The organism is Corynebacterium glaucum, from assembly GCF_002287505.1.
Lineage (GTDB): Bacteria > Actinomycetota > Actinomycetes > Mycobacteriales > Mycobacteriaceae > Corynebacterium > Corynebacterium glaucum.
The window spans coordinates 653,516-670,975 of the sequence record NZ_CP019688.1; the positions used below are offsets into that span (position 1 = coordinate 653,516).

Annotated in this window: 8 protein-coding genes, 2 rRNA genes and 1 other RNA gene; 9 read left to right on the forward strand and 2 right to left on the reverse strand. The window is 59.8% G+C overall.

The window, feature by feature from the left end; translation table 11 throughout:
- Positions 1-7 precede the first annotated feature (7 nt).
- Both CGLAU_RS03210 and CGLAU_RS03215 read left to right on the forward strand, forming a co-directional pair.
- Positions 8-736: an ABC transporter ATP-binding protein gene (locus CGLAU_RS03210; protein ID WP_095659455.1), complete on the forward strand. Its 729-nt coding sequence runs from the start codon at positions 8-10 to the stop codon at positions 734-736.
- The gene (locus CGLAU_RS03215) at positions 733-3,291 is read left to right on the forward strand and encodes an ABC transporter permease (protein ID WP_095659456.1); all 2,559 of its coding nucleotides are present in this window, start codon (positions 733-735) and stop codon (positions 3,289-3,291) included. Before CGLAU_RS03210 ends, CGLAU_RS03215 begins: the two co-directional genes overlap by 4 nt.
- 57 nt (positions 3,292-3,348) lie before the next feature.
- Here CGLAU_RS03215 and CGLAU_RS03220 read toward each other — a convergent pair whose 3' ends face one another.
- Complete coding sequence (locus tag CGLAU_RS03220; protein ID WP_095659457.1) at positions 3,349-4,416, reverse strand: LLM class flavin-dependent oxidoreductase; 1,068 nt, start codon at positions 4,414-4,416, stop codon at positions 3,349-3,351.
- Positions 4,417-4,731: 315 nt separating this feature from the next.
- Between CGLAU_RS03220 and ssrA the strand changes: the two genes are divergently transcribed.
- Positions 4,732-5,122: a transfer-messenger RNA gene (ssrA, locus tag CGLAU_RS03225) on the forward strand.
- A gap of 62 nt (positions 5,123-5,184) precedes the next feature.
- Here ssrA and CGLAU_RS12465 read toward each other — a convergent pair.
- Entirely contained in the window at positions 5,185-7,731 is a 2,547-nt protein-coding gene (locus tag CGLAU_RS12465; protein WP_232507177.1) for a mannosyltransferase family protein, read from the reverse strand.
- Positions 7,732-7,847: 116 nt separating this feature from the next.
- On the opposite strand from CGLAU_RS12465, the gene CGLAU_RS03235 reads away from it, so the two are divergent.
- The 6 genes from CGLAU_RS03235 (at position 7,848) to CGLAU_RS03260 (ending at position 17,447) form a co-directional block, all read left to right on the forward strand.
- Entirely contained in the window at positions 7,848-8,894 is a 1,047-nt protein-coding gene (locus CGLAU_RS03235; RefSeq protein ID WP_095659458.1) for a siderophore ABC transporter substrate-binding protein, read from the forward strand.
- 27 nt (positions 8,895-8,921) lie between these two features.
- On the forward strand, positions 8,922-9,911 hold the full coding sequence (locus CGLAU_RS03240; protein ID WP_095659459.1) for an ABC transporter permease: 990 nt from the start codon (positions 8,922-8,924) through the stop codon (positions 9,909-9,911).
- Complete coding sequence (locus CGLAU_RS03245) at positions 9,904-10,935, forward strand: iron chelate uptake ABC transporter family permease subunit (protein ID WP_095659460.1); 1,032 nt, start codon at positions 9,904-9,906, stop codon at positions 10,933-10,935. The genes CGLAU_RS03240 and CGLAU_RS03245 overlap by 8 nt, the downstream gene beginning before the upstream one ends.
- Positions 10,932-11,687, forward strand: coding sequence for an iron ABC transporter ATP-binding protein (locus tag CGLAU_RS03250; RefSeq protein ID WP_095659461.1), 756 nt, complete (start codon positions 10,932-10,934; stop codon positions 11,685-11,687). Before CGLAU_RS03245 ends, CGLAU_RS03250 begins: the two co-directional genes overlap by 4 nt.
- Before the next feature lie 669 nt (positions 11,688-12,356).
- Positions 12,357-13,868: ribosomal RNA gene (locus CGLAU_RS03255) — 16S ribosomal RNA — on the forward strand.
- A 503-nt stretch (positions 13,869-14,371) separates the two neighbouring features.
- Positions 14,372-17,447 (forward strand): 23S ribosomal RNA (locus tag CGLAU_RS03260).
- The 16S and 23S rRNA genes sit together here, the layout of an rRNA operon.
- The last annotated feature ends 13 nt before the right edge of the window (positions 17,448-17,460 follow it).

A 17,460-nucleotide genomic window follows, 5' to 3' on the forward strand; every position in this document is an offset into this window, starting at 1 on the left:
ACCTCCGATGACCACCGCCGCTTACGCGCGCAACCTCCGCAAAACCTACGGGCGGGGCAACACCGCCGTCAACGCTCTAGACGGCGTCGACGTTGACCTTGCAGCGGGCCAATTCACCGCGATCATGGGCCCGTCGGGCTCCGGCAAATCCACGCTCATGCACTGCATGGCCGGGCTCGACGAACCGACCGAGGGCGACGTGTTCCTCGGCGACACCAACATTTCCAACCTCAATGACGCCGAGCTGACCGCGATGCGGCGCGACCGCATCGGGTTTATCTTCCAATCTTTCAACCTCGTGCCCACGCTGACGGCGGAGGAGAACATCACCCTGCCTGCCCGAATCGCGGGCAAGAGCATCGACGAGCAGTGGCTTGCGGACGTCACCCGCCGCTTCGGCATCCAGGAACGCCTGAATCACCGCCCCGCGGAGCTCTCCGGCGGGCAGCAGCAGCGCGTCGCCTGCGCTCGGGCCATCGCGTCGAAGCCGGAGGTCATCTTCGGCGACGAGCCTACCGGCAACCTGGACTCCAATTCCGCCACGGAAGTGCTGAACCTGCTTCGTACCTCGGTCGATGAGATGGGCCAGACCGTGGTCGTGGTCACCCACGACGCGAAGGCGGCAAGCTATGCGGATCGCGTCATTTTCCTGGTTGACGGGAAGCTCGTGAACGAGATCCACTCGCCGACCACCGACCAGATCCTGGCAACCATGGCGGGAGTCGAGCGTTCATGAATGCCGCAATCGCCCAATTGAGCTGGCGAAACATCCGCGCCAACACCACCAGGTTGCTCCTCTCGCTGATCGCAGTCGTGCTCGGCACCGGCTTCGTCGCCGGCGGGTTCATCCTCACTGCGACCCTCAACAAAGCGTTCGAGGACATCATCTCCAACAACTACGAGGGCGTCGATGTCGTCGTCAAAGGCTCAATGGAGCACCCACTCGACCGCATCACCACCAAAGAAACCCTCGAGAAACTCCCGGAGGTCGAGCTCGCCGAACCCAGCGGGACACAGGCCGTTGCATTGCTTATCGACGACACCCCCGTCCAGGCCCGCGGCGGTGGTACCTGGATTCTTCCGTTCACCCCTGATGGTGAACGCATCGGCTTCAGCGAGCTGACCATGGTCGAAGGCGATGCCCCGGATGAGTCCGGCCACGGTGTCATCAACGCCTCCACCGCCGAGCAATACGACGTGCAGGTAGGCGACACCGTCGCCGTTGTCGACCGCACCGGCCGACACGAATTCACCATCGACGGGATCTATGACCCCGGCTTCGACGCAGGCAACTGGGCGGGATTGCAGATCCCGCAGGACCAGTACTGGGACGAATACTCGGTGGACAACATCGCCAACGTAGTCAGCGTGCGCGCCGCAGAAGGCACCTCGCCCGAGGCTGCCGTCGACGCGATCAGCACGGCGTTGCCCGACGCTGAGGTCAAGACCGGCGAGCAGGCCACCGAAGATGAATCCGCTGCCGTGAGGGAGCAACTCGCCTTCATCAGCTACATCCTGGCGGCGTTCGGCCTCATCGCTCTGCTCGTTGGTTCCTTCATCATTTCCAACACGTTCTCCATGATCGTCGCCCAGCGACAGAAAGAATACGCGCTGCTGCGTGCACTTGGTATGTCGCAGCACCAGCTCACCGGATCGGTGGCGGTGGAAGCGTTCATCATCGGGCTGATCGGGTCGGTGCTCGGCATCGGTGTGGGGTTCGGTCTGATCGCGCTGATCGTCTGGGGCATGGAACGAGCCGAAGTCGGTTTCCCCAATGCCGGCATCGGTTTGAACTGGCAGGCGGTGGTTATCTCGCTTGTCGTGGGTCTGCTGGTCACCCTGTGGGGTGCGTGGGCTCCCGCCCGCCGCGCCGGGGCCGTGCGCCCCGTGGAGGCAATGCGCTCGGGCGAGACTTCGACTGCACAGCCCCTGCGGGCACGCACGGTCATCGGAGCGGTGTTGATGCTCGCCGGGATTGGCGCGACGGCCGCCGGTGCGTTCGTCGATGCGTCGACCGCTAACAGAGCCATGCTGGTAGGCGTCGGCGCGCTCGCGATGGTTGCGGGTTGGCTCCTGCTATCCGCTGCGATCGTTCGCGTGATCTCAGGCGCAACCCCGCGTTCGTGGCCGCCGGTGGGCGTTCTGGCCGGCACCAACCTCGCACGAAATCCGCGCCGCACCGCGTCGACCGCTTTCGCGCTCATGCTCGGGGTGACCCTGGTCTCTGCCGTGGGCATCCTCGGTGCCTCTATGAAGAACTCGGTGTTTGGTGTCGTCGACGAGCAACTGCGTGCGGACGCCGTGATCACCAAGTCGGCGCCATCTCTCGAATTCCCGGCCAACGCTATGGAAGAAATCAGGGCGATGCCCGAGGTCACCGGGTCGTTCGACTCGTTAGCCGCTCCGGTTGCCGTCATCCGGCCGGGGAGCACTCCAGAGCAGACCGCGGAGGCCGCATCGGGCAACGGCTTCGATGCCATCATCTCGAGCGATCCAACCGACGTCATCAACCTCGAGGTTGCAGAAGGCGACTTCGCCGATCTGGTCAACGGGCCGGGGGTGGGCATGAGCCGCTCCGAAGCGGACAAGTTCGGGGTATCACTCGGCGACACAGTGCAGGTAGTCTCGCCGGTTTCGCCAGAGCTTATCGACGAACCATTGGCAGTGATCTGGGAGGATTCCGACGTATTCATGGGGGTGGGAATCTCCGCGCACACGGCGAGGAAGCTCGTGCCCAATGAGGACCAGTGGATGCGCGTCAACGCCATGGTGACATTCCGCGAGGATATGGACGAACAGGAAGGAATTGCAAAGCTCGAAGAAACCGTCAAGCCGTTTGCCGTGCTACAGGTCCAGGATCGCTACGAGTTCCGCGACCAGAGTGCAGGCCAGATTGATGGGCTGCTGTCGGTGGTCTACGGTCTGCTGGCGCTGTCCGTGGTCATCGCCATCTTCGGCATCATCAACACTTTGGCGCTTTCGATCACCGAGCGCAGGCGAGAGTTCGGCACCCTGAGGGCCGTTGGTATGCAGCGGGCTCAGGTGCGCCGCATGATCGCAATGGAGTCGGTTGTCATCGCGGTGCTCGGTGCGCTCGCTGGCATTGTGCTCGGAACCTGGGTTGGCTACGCCTTCGTACAGACGCTCTCGGACACAGGCTTAGACCGGACGCTCATTCCCTGGGCGCAGCTCGGTGGTGTGCTCGCGGTCGCCGTGGTGGTGGGGATCGTGGCCGCGCTGGTCCCTTCCCGGCAAGCGGCTCGTACACATCCGCTGGCAGCGACCGGATAACGGGAACCGCCTGCACCGGCACGCTTCCCCTGGGACACTCGCGGCGACCGGCAGGGATTAGTCGATGGGGTAGCCGGTGGCCGGGCCCTCGGTGTTCGGCTTCCAACCCAGCGCGGGAGCTACGTGGGTGGCGAAGTTCTCCAAAATCCTCACGTTGACGTCCACGCCCATGCCGGTGGGGATAGTGATCAACAGAGTGTCGGCTGCCATGACGGCGGGGTCGGCCTTGAGCTGCTCAATGAGCTTGTCCGGCTCGGCGGCGTAGGTGCGGCCGAAGGTGGAAGCGCCCACGTCAGGAAGCATCCCCACCTGGTCGGAGCCGGAGGCCTGCATGCCAAAGAGCTGCATGTCGGCTCCGTCCACGATGGGGAAGATGGATCGGGAGACGGACACGCGCGGGGTCCAATCGTGGCCAGCTTCCTTCCACGCGGCGCGGTAGCGGCTGATCTGGTCCGCCTGGATTTCGCCAAGAGTAGCGGCGGTGGTCTCGGAGACCAGGGTGGACGACATCAGGTTCAGCCCGTCCTTGGCGGTTTGTTCCGCGGAAGCGTGGGTGCCGGAGCCGTAGAAAATGTGCTTGCGCAGTTCAGGCGCGAGCGGGAAGACCGGAAGGGCTGAGCCGGGCTGGAACATGTTGGGGTACTGCCGGTCCAAGGGGGCGGCGGTGGCAAACCCATTGCCGTCGACAGCGGCCATGAATTTCTCCAGGTGGCGGCGTGCCACGTCCGCCCCGTTGGGGGCGTCGCCCTTGTAACCGAAGGCTTCCCAGCCGCGGTCGGCTACCTCGGGGGCACCGCGCGAAACGCCGAGGGCCACGCGGCCGCCGGAGAGCTGGTACAGGGAGGCCGCTTCTTCCGCCAGGTAGAGCGGGTTTTCGTAGCGCAGGTCGATCACGCCGGTGCCCACCTCAATGAGTTTGGTGGTCGCGGCGACGGCACCGAGCAGCGGCATCGGGGCGGATGCCTGTGGCACGAAGTGGTGGACGCGGAAGGAGGCGTTGTTCACGCCGATCTCGTCGGCGGCCTGGGCCACCTCAAGGTGGATCTTGGCCACCTTCTCCGCAGACGGGCCGCGCTGGCCGCCGAAAGCGTAATGTCCGAAGCTCAAAAACCCAAAAGCTTTCATTGTTTCGCACTCCCTTTTTGGTGTCGTATCGACAACCGAGATGACGTCCACCTTATTCCGTGTCGTTCCCGTGGCGGTGGCCCCTGCGGAATACCCCAGGTCGCTAGGGTGGTGCGCCTCCGTCGCTGGGGGTGGAATCACGGGGCGGTTTGTATGTGCATGTTTGGAATGCGGTGGTGGAGTTTCTCCGGGAGCGCTCAGGGCGTACTGCGGAACAGACTCGGGAATAACCCCCGGGAATACTCGGGCCGGCTCTTGCGCTTGGAAACGGTGTGGACTAACGTTCACACTCCTACGTTTTCCGCGTAGTTGTGAGGGGTCGATTTTGGTTTCGACTTCATCGACTAAGCCAGGGGAAGCGTGCCGGTGCAGGCAGGAGACCACCGTGAGCGTCGCTGCAACTAATAAACGCAGAGAAGAACTCTCAGCGTGACTACGCCCTCGCTGCCTAAGTATTAGAGCAAGCGACCTGCGTGTCCGTCAGGCCGGGATCGTCCCCGTCTCGGTACCTGGCGTCGACTTAGGGGACTTGCCCTCCGGCCGTGTTGGTGCGGCCTCGGAGGGGACTCCTTTCACCAACTGGGCCCGTCATCCGGACATGTTCGCCTGATCCGGAGGGCCGATGAGAGATTCCGCGCGAACTGCGCACGGAGAAGCCCTGGCGCGGTGGTGAAGGACCCGGGTTCAATTCCCGGCGGCTCCACTAACCGAAGAAAGGCCCGCGGACTGCAACGGCCCACGGGCCTTTCGTCTTCTGTGGGTTGAGAGTCAGATTGCGTGCGGGAACACCGCGAGCATGTGCGCGGAGTACCACGCGCTGAATAACACCCATCCGCCCGAGAGCAGCATGGCCGGGCGCGCCCCGAGCCTGCGGGCGCACCAGATCACCACTGGCAGGAGCAAGATTGTCGTCGGAAGGAGCAAACGCGGTCGCGAGCTCATAATTCCGTCTGACAGCAAGACATTGGCGGCGATGGCGCCGCCGAAGAACCACACCGGCCACGGAACGCGCTTCCAGGTCACCGCCACTAGTAGCGGCACGACAACCATGCTTGTTGCGGCGAACATGGAGGCGAGATCCTCCCCGGTGAGCATCCGCTCGATCACCCAGGTCACCGAGCGCACGCCGTAGTCGAACTGCGAGTTCCAAAACTCCGCCTGGATGCCGAAGTACCCGCCCATGTCTGCGAGATGCCGGTTCGCCCAACCGAGATAACCGGCGATGGGCAGCGCAGAAACCGCGACGGCAACCCATGCCTTCCAATCCTTGCGCGCTTGGAGCAACACCATCAGCCCGAAGACAACGATCAGGTCGACTGCTGTCAGCCTGACGAATCCGGTGAGCGTGACAAAAATCCCGGCGACGATCCAGCGTTTATCCACCATGGCCACTAATGCCCAGAACGACAACGCCATGAACAGCGCTTCCGTGTACGGCATGTGAAACACGATGGTCAGCGGCGCGCAGGTTACCACCATCGCACCGACGAAGGCCTCGAAACGCGACGCCTTCATGCGGTGCGCCAGCGCGAACACTGCCGCGGTGGCGATGAAGAGGAACACGAAGTTCAAAACGAATCCGGCGACAGCTGGGGGCATCATCGTGACCGAATGAACAGCCCTGAGCATCATCGGAATGGCGGGGAAGAAGGCCAGAGTGTGGTGATGCGGCGGCCCTTCGGGGTGGATGTCGGCGTCGAAGTAGCCGTCTTTCGCAATCGCGAGGTAGTACTCCGTATCCCACGCTCCGAGCTCGTCTGCCAGGGTCGTTTGGTTTGCATGAGCCATCACTGAGAGGAAGAGCAACCGGATTGCGGATCCCGCGAAGGTGATCAGCGCAACCGCAGCCCAGTCGACACCGCGCGTCAAGCCTGGCTTGGCCGGCTTGGCCGGCTTGGCTGGCTTTTCCATGTCCGATTTACGCCAAGCAGAGAGGTGACGGGCGAGGCGAGTGGGCTCCCGCTTGTCAGGCGTAGCGGGAGGAGAGGCTGGTTCTTCTGTTTCCTCCGGATTATGGGTTGACGCCCTGCGCTCGGCGCGTTCGTCAGCGATAAGAAGCGCGAAAGCTCCGAGCGCGGCAGCAAGGATCAATGCGTTTCGGATCGTCAACGCTGCGACCGGCGCCCATTCGCCTCCGAGCCTGTACGCGATCTCGTCGTAGGCGAATGGGTAGACGTAGGTGGTCAATCCCATCGCCACCATCACCGCCGCAGCGATCAGGCGCATCCCGCGCACCGAGCGGTACCGCTGTGCCGGCGTGCCGACCGGCTTCTCGCTTTGCTGGACGGTCCACGGTTGAAGCAACGCGACTGCGATCGCAGGCCCAAGCCACACCATGTACTGCGGTGAAAACACCTTGTTGGTGACCAGCAACAGCAGCAAAATCGCGATGGAGAAGTGCGTGGTGGAGCGTGCTGTCCAGCGCCCAGCGAAAAGCCGGTAAAAGGCCCACGCCACTGCAAGAAGCAGCGTAAGGGCGGTGCCAATGGAAGTGTAAGCGAGCGCCGTATCGATGCCGGGGCCTTCGATTTCGTAGCTCTTCGAGACTGCGAGCCCCACGTAGTAGTGCTCTGGATGCTGGAAGCCGTTGATCACCAGCGGAGTAGCGGCAATCGATTCGAGTTGGAGCCCGCGGTCTCCTTGGTAACCGAGCGGGCTGATCAAGCGCTCAGGACCGTTGATCACGGCAACCAGGCCGGCCATCCCAAAGAGAGCGGCGGCGAACGAAGTTAGCCGATGCCACGTCATCCGGTCCGACCAGCGGCCCACCAGTCCTGCGGCGAGGATTCCGGGCCACAGTTTGAGGGAGGTGGCAAGGCCCAGGAGCGCCGAGGCTGATCGGGGGTGCTGCGCCATCAGCGCGATCGCGCCACCCACGAGCACCGCCGGGAAGATGTCCAACCGCATATACATCGACGGCCCTGCGGATAGCCCGAAGAGGATCCAGAAACCGACGGCCCACAACCGCCGACTATGGCTTTCGGCGGCGTTCGCGCGTGGATTGCGGAAGTGGATCAGGTAGGCGGTGATCAGGCCGTCGATAATGAGCACCAGGTACACAAAAGCCCTGCCGAACTCGGGCTGGGTGCCTGGTCCGAGCGCGTAGATCCACGACAGTGGGACTAAAAGCGGCACCGGGTACTCGGGGGCCTCGTTGCCTGCGACGATGTCTAGGTAGTAGTCGAGCTCAGGGTGCGCCCCGGTACCTTGGATCACGATTGCCAGGCCGATCAGCCTTGATGCTGCCCATGCGATCCACAGAGTCAGGGGGGAGGCGAGTGCGGATCGGGGAGAGACCGGGACGGCTGTCGACATGGGTAGTGAGGGTACCGCGTGATTGGGGGAGGGGCACCCCGTGTTTGTCGCTTTGCATAGCCTCGGCTAATCTTGGTTAGGCAATGCTTAATTAACTCGAGAAGGAGTCGAATTCAATGTCCCGTCACACCATTGCGAAGAACCTGGTCACCTTCGCCGCAGCGGGTTCGCTGCTGCTCGCTGGTTGCTCGAACGCTGAGCCGGCACTGGATTCCAACACCCCGACCAGCGCTGCGGGTGATTCGGCGAGCGACTCCGCCACCGATGCCGCGGGTGCGGAGGCGGGAACGGTCACCGTCACTGACAACTACGGTGAGAAGACGGTCCCGAGCCCGCCGGAGCGTGTGGTTGCGCTGGACAACCGAACCTTCGAGCTCCTGGACGAGTGGGGCATAAAGCCGGTCGCTGCCGCACGCGCACTTGTGCCGGTAACCATTCCGGGCATCGCCGACGACGACTCCATCGTGGACATTGGCAATCACCGTGAGCCAAACCTCGAGGCGATTGTGGCTGCTGACCCGGACGTGATCATCTCGGGTCAGCGATTCACCTCGCACGACGAGGACATCATGAAGCTCGTGCCGGACGCGGTGCTGCTCGAATTTGAGCCTCGTGAAGGCGAAGATTTTGACAAGGAGCTCATTCGCCAGACGCTCGAGCTTGGCGAGATTTTTGGCAAGCAGAAGGAAGCGGAGAAGGTCGTCGAGGACTTCACCAAGGCCGTTCAGCGCGTTCGTGGTGCTTATGACCCAGAGCAGACGGTCATGGCGGTGATCGTCTCCGGTGGTGAAATTGGCTACTCCGCGCCGGGCAGCGGCCGCACCTGGGGTCCGTTGTTTGACCTCGTCGGGTTCACCCCGGCACTCGAGATTGACGGTGCGTCCACCGACCACCAGGGCGACGACATCTCTGTCGAGGCAATCGCCGATTCCAACCCGGACATCATGCTGGTTCTTGACCGCGACGCGGGCACGAAGACTGATGCCGCGGGCTCACCGGAAGCGTTGTCCGTGATCAACGATTCCGCTCCGCTGCAGAACGTCACTGCAGTGCAAAAGGGCAACGTTTACGTTGCGCCGAAGGACACTTACACCAACGAGTCCATCCTCACCTACACTGAGATCCTTAACGGCATTGCCGACCAGCTCGAAGCCTCGAAGTAACTCGTAACCTCCTCCCGCAAACCCTTGATGACAGCAGCGCCACCGGCACACCCAACACCGACCACGAGACCCACCCTTCTCAACTGGAAGTTCGGGCTCGCTGTAAGCGCGGTGATCGCACTGCTGGTGGCATCGCTGGCGGTGGGGCAGTACGACATTCTCGGCTCTGACGACGGCTGGGCCATGTTCCGCACCACCCGCGTGCCGCGCACGATTGCGCTGGTGCTCGCGGGCGCCGCGATGGCCATGTGCGGGCTGATCATGCAGATGCTGACGCAGAACCGCTTCGTCGAACCGACTACCACCGGAACGACCGAATGGGCGGGCTTGGGCCTCCTGGCGTCGTTCGTGCTGTTTCCCAACGGCACAGTCCTGTCCCGGATGCTCATGGCCGTTGGTTTCGCCTTCGTGGGAACCATGATCTTCTTCGCCTTCCTGCGCCGGGTCACACTGCGCTCCAGCCTCATCGTGCCCATCGTGGGCATCATGCTCGGCGCGGTGGTGAGCTCCATCTCCACCTTCGTCGCCTTGCAGTACGACCTGCTGCAGTCGCTCGGTATCTGGTTTGCCGGCTCATTCACTTCCGTAATCGCAGGCCAGTACGAAATCCTGTGGGTGGTGCTAGTGATCGTGATCGCGGTGTTCTTCTATGCCGATCACCTCACCGCAGCTGGCCTCGGGGAGGACATCGCCACCAACATCGGCCTGAACTACAACCGCATCGTGCTGGTAGGCACCGCAATGGTGGCCATTGCAGCTGGTGTGGTCACCGTGGTGGTGGGCAACCTGCCGTTTCTCGGCCTGATCGTGCCCAACATCGTGTCCATGCTGCGTGGCGACGACTTGCGGTCCAACCTCCCATGGGTGTGCCTGCTGGGCATCGCGATCGTGACCGTCTGCGACATCCTCGGGCGCACCATCATTGCGCCCTTCGAGATGCCGGTCTCCGTCATTCTCGGAGTGATCGGCGCCGTGGTGTTCATCGCGTTGATCGTGAGGCAGACGCGTAATGGCTAAGACATTGGTAGCTGGGAGGGACGATCGCTCGGTAGGCGCGTTTGAGTCGTCGACAAGCAAAAGGCGATATTGGCTGCTGCTTGCTTTCCTTGCTGTGCTTGCTGTGCTGAGCACTGCGGGCTTGCTTGCGTACGGCAACCCGATGGACTTTGGCACGCGCGGCTACTGGTTGATTGCGGAACGCCGTATGAATTCGGTCATCGCTATGGCCATTGTCGCAGTGTGCCAAGCAGTGGCGACGGTTGCGTTTCAGACAGTCACGAACAACCGGATCCTGACGCCGTCAATCATGGGTTTTGAATCGCTGTACGTGGCAATTCACACCGCGACGGTGTACTTCTTCGGTGCTTCTGGGCTGCTGGCCGCGCGGACGCTGGAGATGTTCCTGCTGCAGGTCGCGGTGATGGTGGGGCTGAGCCTGCTGCTGTATTCGTGGCTGCTCACGGATAATCAGGCGAACCTGCACGCGATGCTCCTGGTGGGCATCGTGATCGGCGGGGGACTGGCAAGCCTGTCCACGTTCATGCAGCGCATGCTCACGCCGAGCGACTTCGATGTGCTCACCGCGCGGCTGTTCGGCTCGGTGAACAACGCGGATCCGGAGTATTACCCACTGGCCATCCCGCTGGTGGTGCTCGCGGTGGTGTTGATGCTGCTGAACGCGCAGCGGTTGAACGTGATGGGTCTGGGTCGCGATGCTGCGGTCAACCTCGGCGTGGACTTCCGCTGGCACGCGATCTACACGCTTGTGCTGGTCTCAATCCTGATGGCGGTCTCGACGGCGCTCGTTGGGCCTATGACATTCCTGGGCTTTTTGGTGGCGACGCTGGCGTACCAGTTCACGGACACCTACGATCACCGCTACATCTTCCCGATGGCCGCGCTCTTGGGGTTCTGCGTGCTCACCAGCGCGTACTTCGTTATGAACCACATCTTCTACGCGCAGGGCGTGGTCTCAATCATCATCGAACTTGTCGGAGGTGCCACGTTCCTCGTGGTCATCTTGAGAAAGGGGCGGCTGTGATTACGCTCGAGGGCGTACAGAAGCAGTACAGCGATGACGTGGCAATTGGCCCGGTCAACGTGCAAATCCCTACCGGGGGCATTACGGCACTTGTCGGCCCGAACGGCGCCGGCAAGTCGACGCTGCTGACCATGATCGGGCGGCTGCTGGCCATCGACTCCGGCACGGTGAAGATCGGTCAGATGGACGTGAGCAACGCCAAGTCGAAGGATCTGGCGAAGATCATCTCGACCCTGCGCCAGGAGAACCACTTTGTCACCCGCCTCACCGTGCGGCAGCTGGTGGGCTTCGGCCGCTTCCCGTACTCGGGTGGCCGGCTCACCGCCGAGGATGAGGAGATCATCTCGAAGTACATCGACTTCCTCGGGTTGCGGCCCCTGGAGGGGAGGTTTCTGGATCAGCTCTCCGGTGGTCAGCGTCAGCGAGCGTACGTCGCCATGGTCCTTTGCCAGGAAACGGAGCATGTGCTTCTCGACGAGCCCCTGAACAACCTCGACATCGCGCATAGTGTGGAAATGATGCAACACTTGCACAACGCCGCACGAGAACTGGGTCGGACAATTGTGATCGTGTTGCACGACATCAACTTCGCTGCCCGCTACGCCGACTACATCTGCGCCGCGAAGGATGGGCAGATCGTCGCGTTCGGTACGGCTGAGGAGATTATGCGAGATGATCTGCTGACCGAGATCTTCAATACGCCGGTCAAGGTAATCGAGGGGCCAAACGGACCGCTTGCGACCTATCACTAACCGCGCTGAGCTGGGTGTTTGCCAAACGCTTCAGAGCGTGGTTAAGTAACAGCCCGTTGCCCTGCAGCGTCAAGCGCTGATAGGGGAACGGATAACTAAATCGCACGGTTACAGCAAAGTGAACTGGTCGAGAACAGGTTATGAACCTGAGGTTGACACAAGATGTTCCTCTCTGTAACGTGAGTTGAGCCGCTTACGGAGGCTGGATGAGAATCTGGCTGAAGGGTGTGCGTGTGTTGTTTGAGAACTCGATAGTGTGCCAATGCATTTTTTGTTTGTGAACATCTGCGTTGTGTGGTGTGTTTGTGGTTGATACTTGCTGCCTCTAGCTTTTTGTGTGGGGTGGTTGGTGTGTGCCGGTCGCTGTAGGTCTTGAACCAATGATTTGGGCCTTGGTGTGCTGGTGAAAAACTTGCAAGCATGTTCATGCGTGTGATGGTTTCACGAGTAGTTTTTTAAAACAGTGTGTTGTTTGTTGGTTTTTCCTCGTCGGATACAACAACAACACGAAGTAATTTTTGGATAGCCAGTCCAACACTGTTGATCACGTTGGTGGTTCATGCACGTTTTTTGTGTGTGGGTGTTGGGTGGTTTGTTTTGGTTGGGTTTTGGGCTTTTCACGGCCTGTTTCTTGACGAAACAAGCACTGAGCAGTTGTTGTTCGGTGTTTTTGTGGAGAGTTTGATCCTGGCTCAGGATGAACGCTGGCGGCGTGCTTAACACATGCAAGTCGAACGGAAAGGCTCAAGCTTGCTTGGGTACTCGAGTGGCGAACGGGTGAGTAACACGTGGGTGATCTGCCCTGCACTTTGGGATAAGCCTGGGAAACTGGGTCTAATACCAGATAGGACCACGGTGTGGTGATCGTGGTGGAAAGTTTTTTCGGTGTGGGATGAGCTCGCGGCCTATCAGCTTGTTGGTGGGGTAATGGCCTACCAAGGCGTCGACGGGTAGCCGGCCTGAGAGGGTGTACGGCCACATTGGGACTGAGATACGGCCCAGACTCCTACGGGAGGCAGCAGTGGGGAATATTGCACAATGGGCGCAAGCCTGATGCAGCGACGCCGCGTGGGGGATGACGGCCTTCGGGTTGTAAACTCCTTTCGCCAAAGACGAATTTTTGACGGTATTTGGAGAAGAAGCACCGGCTAACTACGTGCCAGCAGCCGCGGTAATACGTAGGGTGCGAGCGTTGTCCGGAATTACTGGGCGTAAAGAGCTCGTAGGTGGTTTGTCGCGTCGTTTGTGGAATACCGGGGCTTAACTTCGGGGTTGCATACGATACGGGCATAACTTGAGTGCTGTAGGGGAGACTGGAATTCCTGGTGTAGCGGTGAAATGCGCAGATATCAGGAGGAACACCGATGGCGAAGGCAGGTCTCTGGGCAGTAACTGACGCTGAGGAGCGAAAGCATGGGGAGCGAACAGGATTAGATACCCTGGTAGTCCATGCCGTAAACGGTGGGCGCTAGGTGTGAGTCCCTTCCACGGGGTTCGTGCCGTAGCTAACGCATTAAGCGCCCCGCCTGGGGAGTACGGCCGCAAGGCTAAAACTCAAAGGAATTGACGGGGGCCCGCACAAGCGGCGGAGCATGTGGATTAATTCGATGCAACGCGAAGAACCTTACCTGGGCTTGACATACACTGAATCGGGCTAGAGATGTGGTTTCCCTTGTGGTTGGTGTACAGGTGGTGCATGGTTGTCGTCAGCTCGTGTCGTGAGATGTTGGGTTAAGTCCCGCAACGAGCGCAACCCTTGTCTTATGTTGCCAGCACGTTGTGGTGGGGACTCATGAGAGACTGCCGGGGTTAACTCGGAGGAAGGTGGGGATGACGTCAAATCATCATGCCCCTTATGTCCAGGGCTTCACACATGCTACAATGGTCGGTACAACGCGCAGCTTCCCTGTGAGGGGGTGCGAATCGCTCTAAAGCCGGTCGTAGTTCGGATTGGGGTCTGCAACTCGACCCCATGAAGTCGGAGTCGCTAGTAATCGCAGATCAGCAACGCTGCGGTGAATACGTTCCCGGGCCTTGTACACACCGCCCGTCACGTCATGAAAGTTGGTAACACCCGAAGCCAGTGGCCTGTCATGGGAGCTGTCGAAGGTGGGATCGGCGATTGGGACGAAGTCGTAACAAGGTAGCCGTACCGGAAGGTGCGGCTGGATCACCTCCTTTCTAAGGAGCATTTACTAATAAAGACCCTGCAGTTGTGGGGTGTGGTGGTTGAGGTTGCCGTGGGTGCACCTGCCACCGAAGCATTATGAAATCCGGGTGGAAACATGCCGGCGGGTGGCATCAGAAACGCTACCCGCGTCGGATCAGCCCCGAACCTCCTCATCAATGCAAGGTGTGCTCCGCTTCAGACGGGGTGCAACGTTCACGAACAAGTGTTGGCATGCTGTTGGGTATCTGGAACAGCGCACTGTTTTGGTGTGGTGTTCTTGGCCCGCATGGACCTGTGCGCAACGTGTTGTTGTGTGTGGGGTGTGTGGGTGTGGTGTGTGAGAACTGGAGAGTGGACGCGAGCATAAACCAATCAATCCTTTGTCCCTGTTTTGGGTTGGGGTTGGTTGGGTAGTGTTTTTTCTTTCTTTTTTGTGTGTGCCCGCGCATGATCCTGCTGTTGCTGCATCGTTTGGTGTTGTGGCTTCTGTGGGGTGTGTGTGGGTGTTTTAGTGTGTTTTGTTTAGGGCGTACGGTGGATGCCTTGGCATGCTGGGCCGATGAAGGACGTGTGAGGCTGCGTTATGCCTCGGGGAGTTGCCAACTAAGCGTTGATCCGAGGATGTCCGAATGGGGAAACCCAGCCGTCGTTGTGGGCGGTTACCTGCAGGTGAATGCATAGCCTGTGTGGGGGTTGACGCGGGGAAGTGAAACATCTCAGTACCCGTAGGAGAAGAAAACAATGTGTGATTCCGTGTGTAGTGGCGAGCGATAGCGGATGAGGCTAAACCATGTGTGTGTGAGACTTGGCAGGGGTTGCATGCGTGGGGTTGTGGGGTATGACCGTTACCATCTGCCAGTGGTGGCGCTGCGTTGTGTGTGTTAGCGGAAGTGTCTGGGATGGCACACCGGAGTAGGTGATGAGTCCTGTACGTGAAGGCATACGTGCGTGGTGTGGTCATTTTGCCCCGAGTAGCAGCGGGCTCGTGGAATCTGCTGTGAATCTACCGGGACCACCCGGTAAGCCTAAATACTCAGTGTGACCGATAGCGGATTAGTACCGTGAGGGAATGGTGAAAAGTACCCCGGGAGGGGAGTGAAAGAGTTCCTGAAACCGTGCGCTGACAATCCGTCAGAGCATATCTTTTGTGTGATGGCGTGCCTTTTGAAGAATGAGCCTGCGAGTTAGCGGCATGTCGCGAGATTAACCAGTTATGTGGGGAGTCGTAGCGAAAGCGAATCCGAAATGGGTGTTTTTAGTGGCATGTCCTAGACCCGAAGCGGGGTGATCTACCCATGGCCAGTGTGAAGCAGCTGTAAGAGGTTGTGGAGGCGCGAACCCACTTAGGTTGAAAACTGAGGGGATGAGTTGTGGGTAGGGGTGAAAGGCCAATCAAACTCCGTGATAGCTGGTTCTCCCCGAAATGCATTTAGGTGCAGCGTCGTGTGTGTTTGCCGGAGGTAGAGCTACTGGTTGGTTGAGCGGGACTATCATCTTAGCAATGTCAGCCAAACTCCGAATGCCGGTGAAATAGAGCACGGCAGTGAGACTGTGGGGGATAAGCTTCATAGTCGAGAGGGAAACAGCCCAGATCGCCGGTTAAGGCCCCTAAGGGTGTACTAAGTGGAAAAGGATGTGGGATCGCGAAGACAGCCAGGAGGTTGGCTTAGAAGCAGCCATCCTTGAAAGAGTGCGTAATAGCTCACTGGTCGAGTGGTTCCGCGCCGACAATATAGTGGGGCTCAAGTACACCGCCGAAGCCGCGGCATAGTTTTTGCTATGGGTAGGGGAGCGTCGTGCATGGGGTGAAGCTGTACTGGAAGGGGCAGTGGACTGTGTGCGAGTGAGAATGCAGGCATGAGTAACGAATGGCAAGTGAGAATCTTGCCCGCCGAATGACGAAGGGTTCCTGGGTCAAGTTCGTCTTCCCAGGGTGAGTCGGGTCCTAAGGCGAGGCCGACAGGCGTAGTCGATGGTGAACGGGTTGATATTCCCGTACCCGTATTTCCGCGCCCAGTATCGAAGCGGTGAGACTAACCACCCAAAGCCGTACTGACAGCATCCTTTTGGGTGTCTGCGGTGTGGTGATGCGTGGGGCCTGATCCGTGGTAGGTCAGTGATGGGGTGACGCAGAGTGGTAGCCAAGCCACTTATTGGATTGTGGTGCAAGCGTGTAGCACGACGGCATGTTAAATGCGGCTGTTATTAGGTGTGAGGCGTGATGCGTAGCCCAAATGGGGTGATGTTGGTGATCCTGTGCTGCCGAGAAAAGCCTCTAGCGATGTGGTGATACGGCCCGTACCCGAAACCGACACAGGTTGTCAGGTAGAGCATACTCAGGCGAGCGGGTGAACTGTGGTTAAGGAACTCGGCAAAATGCCCCCGTAACTTCGGGAGAAGGGGGACCACAACCGGTGAGATTCACATGCGGTTTCAAGCTGGTGGTGGTCGCAGAGAAGAGAGGGGAGCGACTGTTTATCAAAAACACAGGTCCGTGCGAAGACGATGAAGTTGATGTATACGGACTGACGCCTGCCCGGTGCTGGAAGGTTAAGAGGACCTGTTAGGACATTTTTGTCCGAAGCGGAGAATTTAAGCCCCAGTAAACGGCGGTGGTAACTATAACCATCCTAAGGTAGCGAAATTCCTTGTCGGGTAAGTTCCGACCTGCACGAATGGCGTAACGACTCCCCTGCTGTCTCAACCACAGGCCCGGTGAAATTGCACTACGAGTAAAGATGCTCGTTACGCGCGGCAGGACGAAAAGACCCCGGGACCTTCACTACAGCTTGGTATTGGTGTTCGGTGCGGTTTGTGTAGGATAGGTGGGAGACTATGAAGCGCTCACGCTAGTGGGTGTGGAGTCGTTGTTGAAATACCACTCTGACCGTAGTGGATACCTCAACCTTGGCCCATGATCTGGGTTGGGGACAGTGCCTGGTGGGTAGTTTAACTGGGGCGGTTGCCTCCCAAAATGTAACGGAGGCGCCCAAAGGTTCCCTCAGCCTGGTTGGCAATCAGGTGTTGAGAGTGTAAGTGCACAAGGGAGCTTGACTGCGAGACTTACCAGTCGAGCAGGGACGAAAGTCGGGACTAGTGATCCGGCACCTACTTGTGGATGTGGTGTCGCTCAACGGATAAAAGGTACCCCGGGGATAACAGGCTGATCTTCCCCAAGAGTCCATATCGACGGGATGGTTTGGCACCTCGATGTCGGCTCGTCGCATCCTGGGGCTGGAGTAGGTCCCAAGGGTTGGGCTGTTCGCCCATTAAAGCGGCACGCGAGCTGGGTTCAGAACGTCGTGAGACAGTTCGGTCTCTATCCGCCGCGCGCGTTGAAACTTGAAGAAGGCTGTCCCTAGTACGAGAGGACCGGGACGGACGTACCTCTGGTGTGCCAGTTGTTCCGCCAGGAGCATCGCTGGTTAGCTACGTACGGAAGGGATAACCGCTGAAAGCATCTAAGCGGGAAGCCTGTTTTAAGATGAGGTTTCATAGGTTCCCCAAAGACGATGGGGTTGATAGGCCGGAACTGTACCCACAGTAATGTGGTCAGGCGACCGGTACTAATACACCAACACCAAAACACCAACAACAAACACA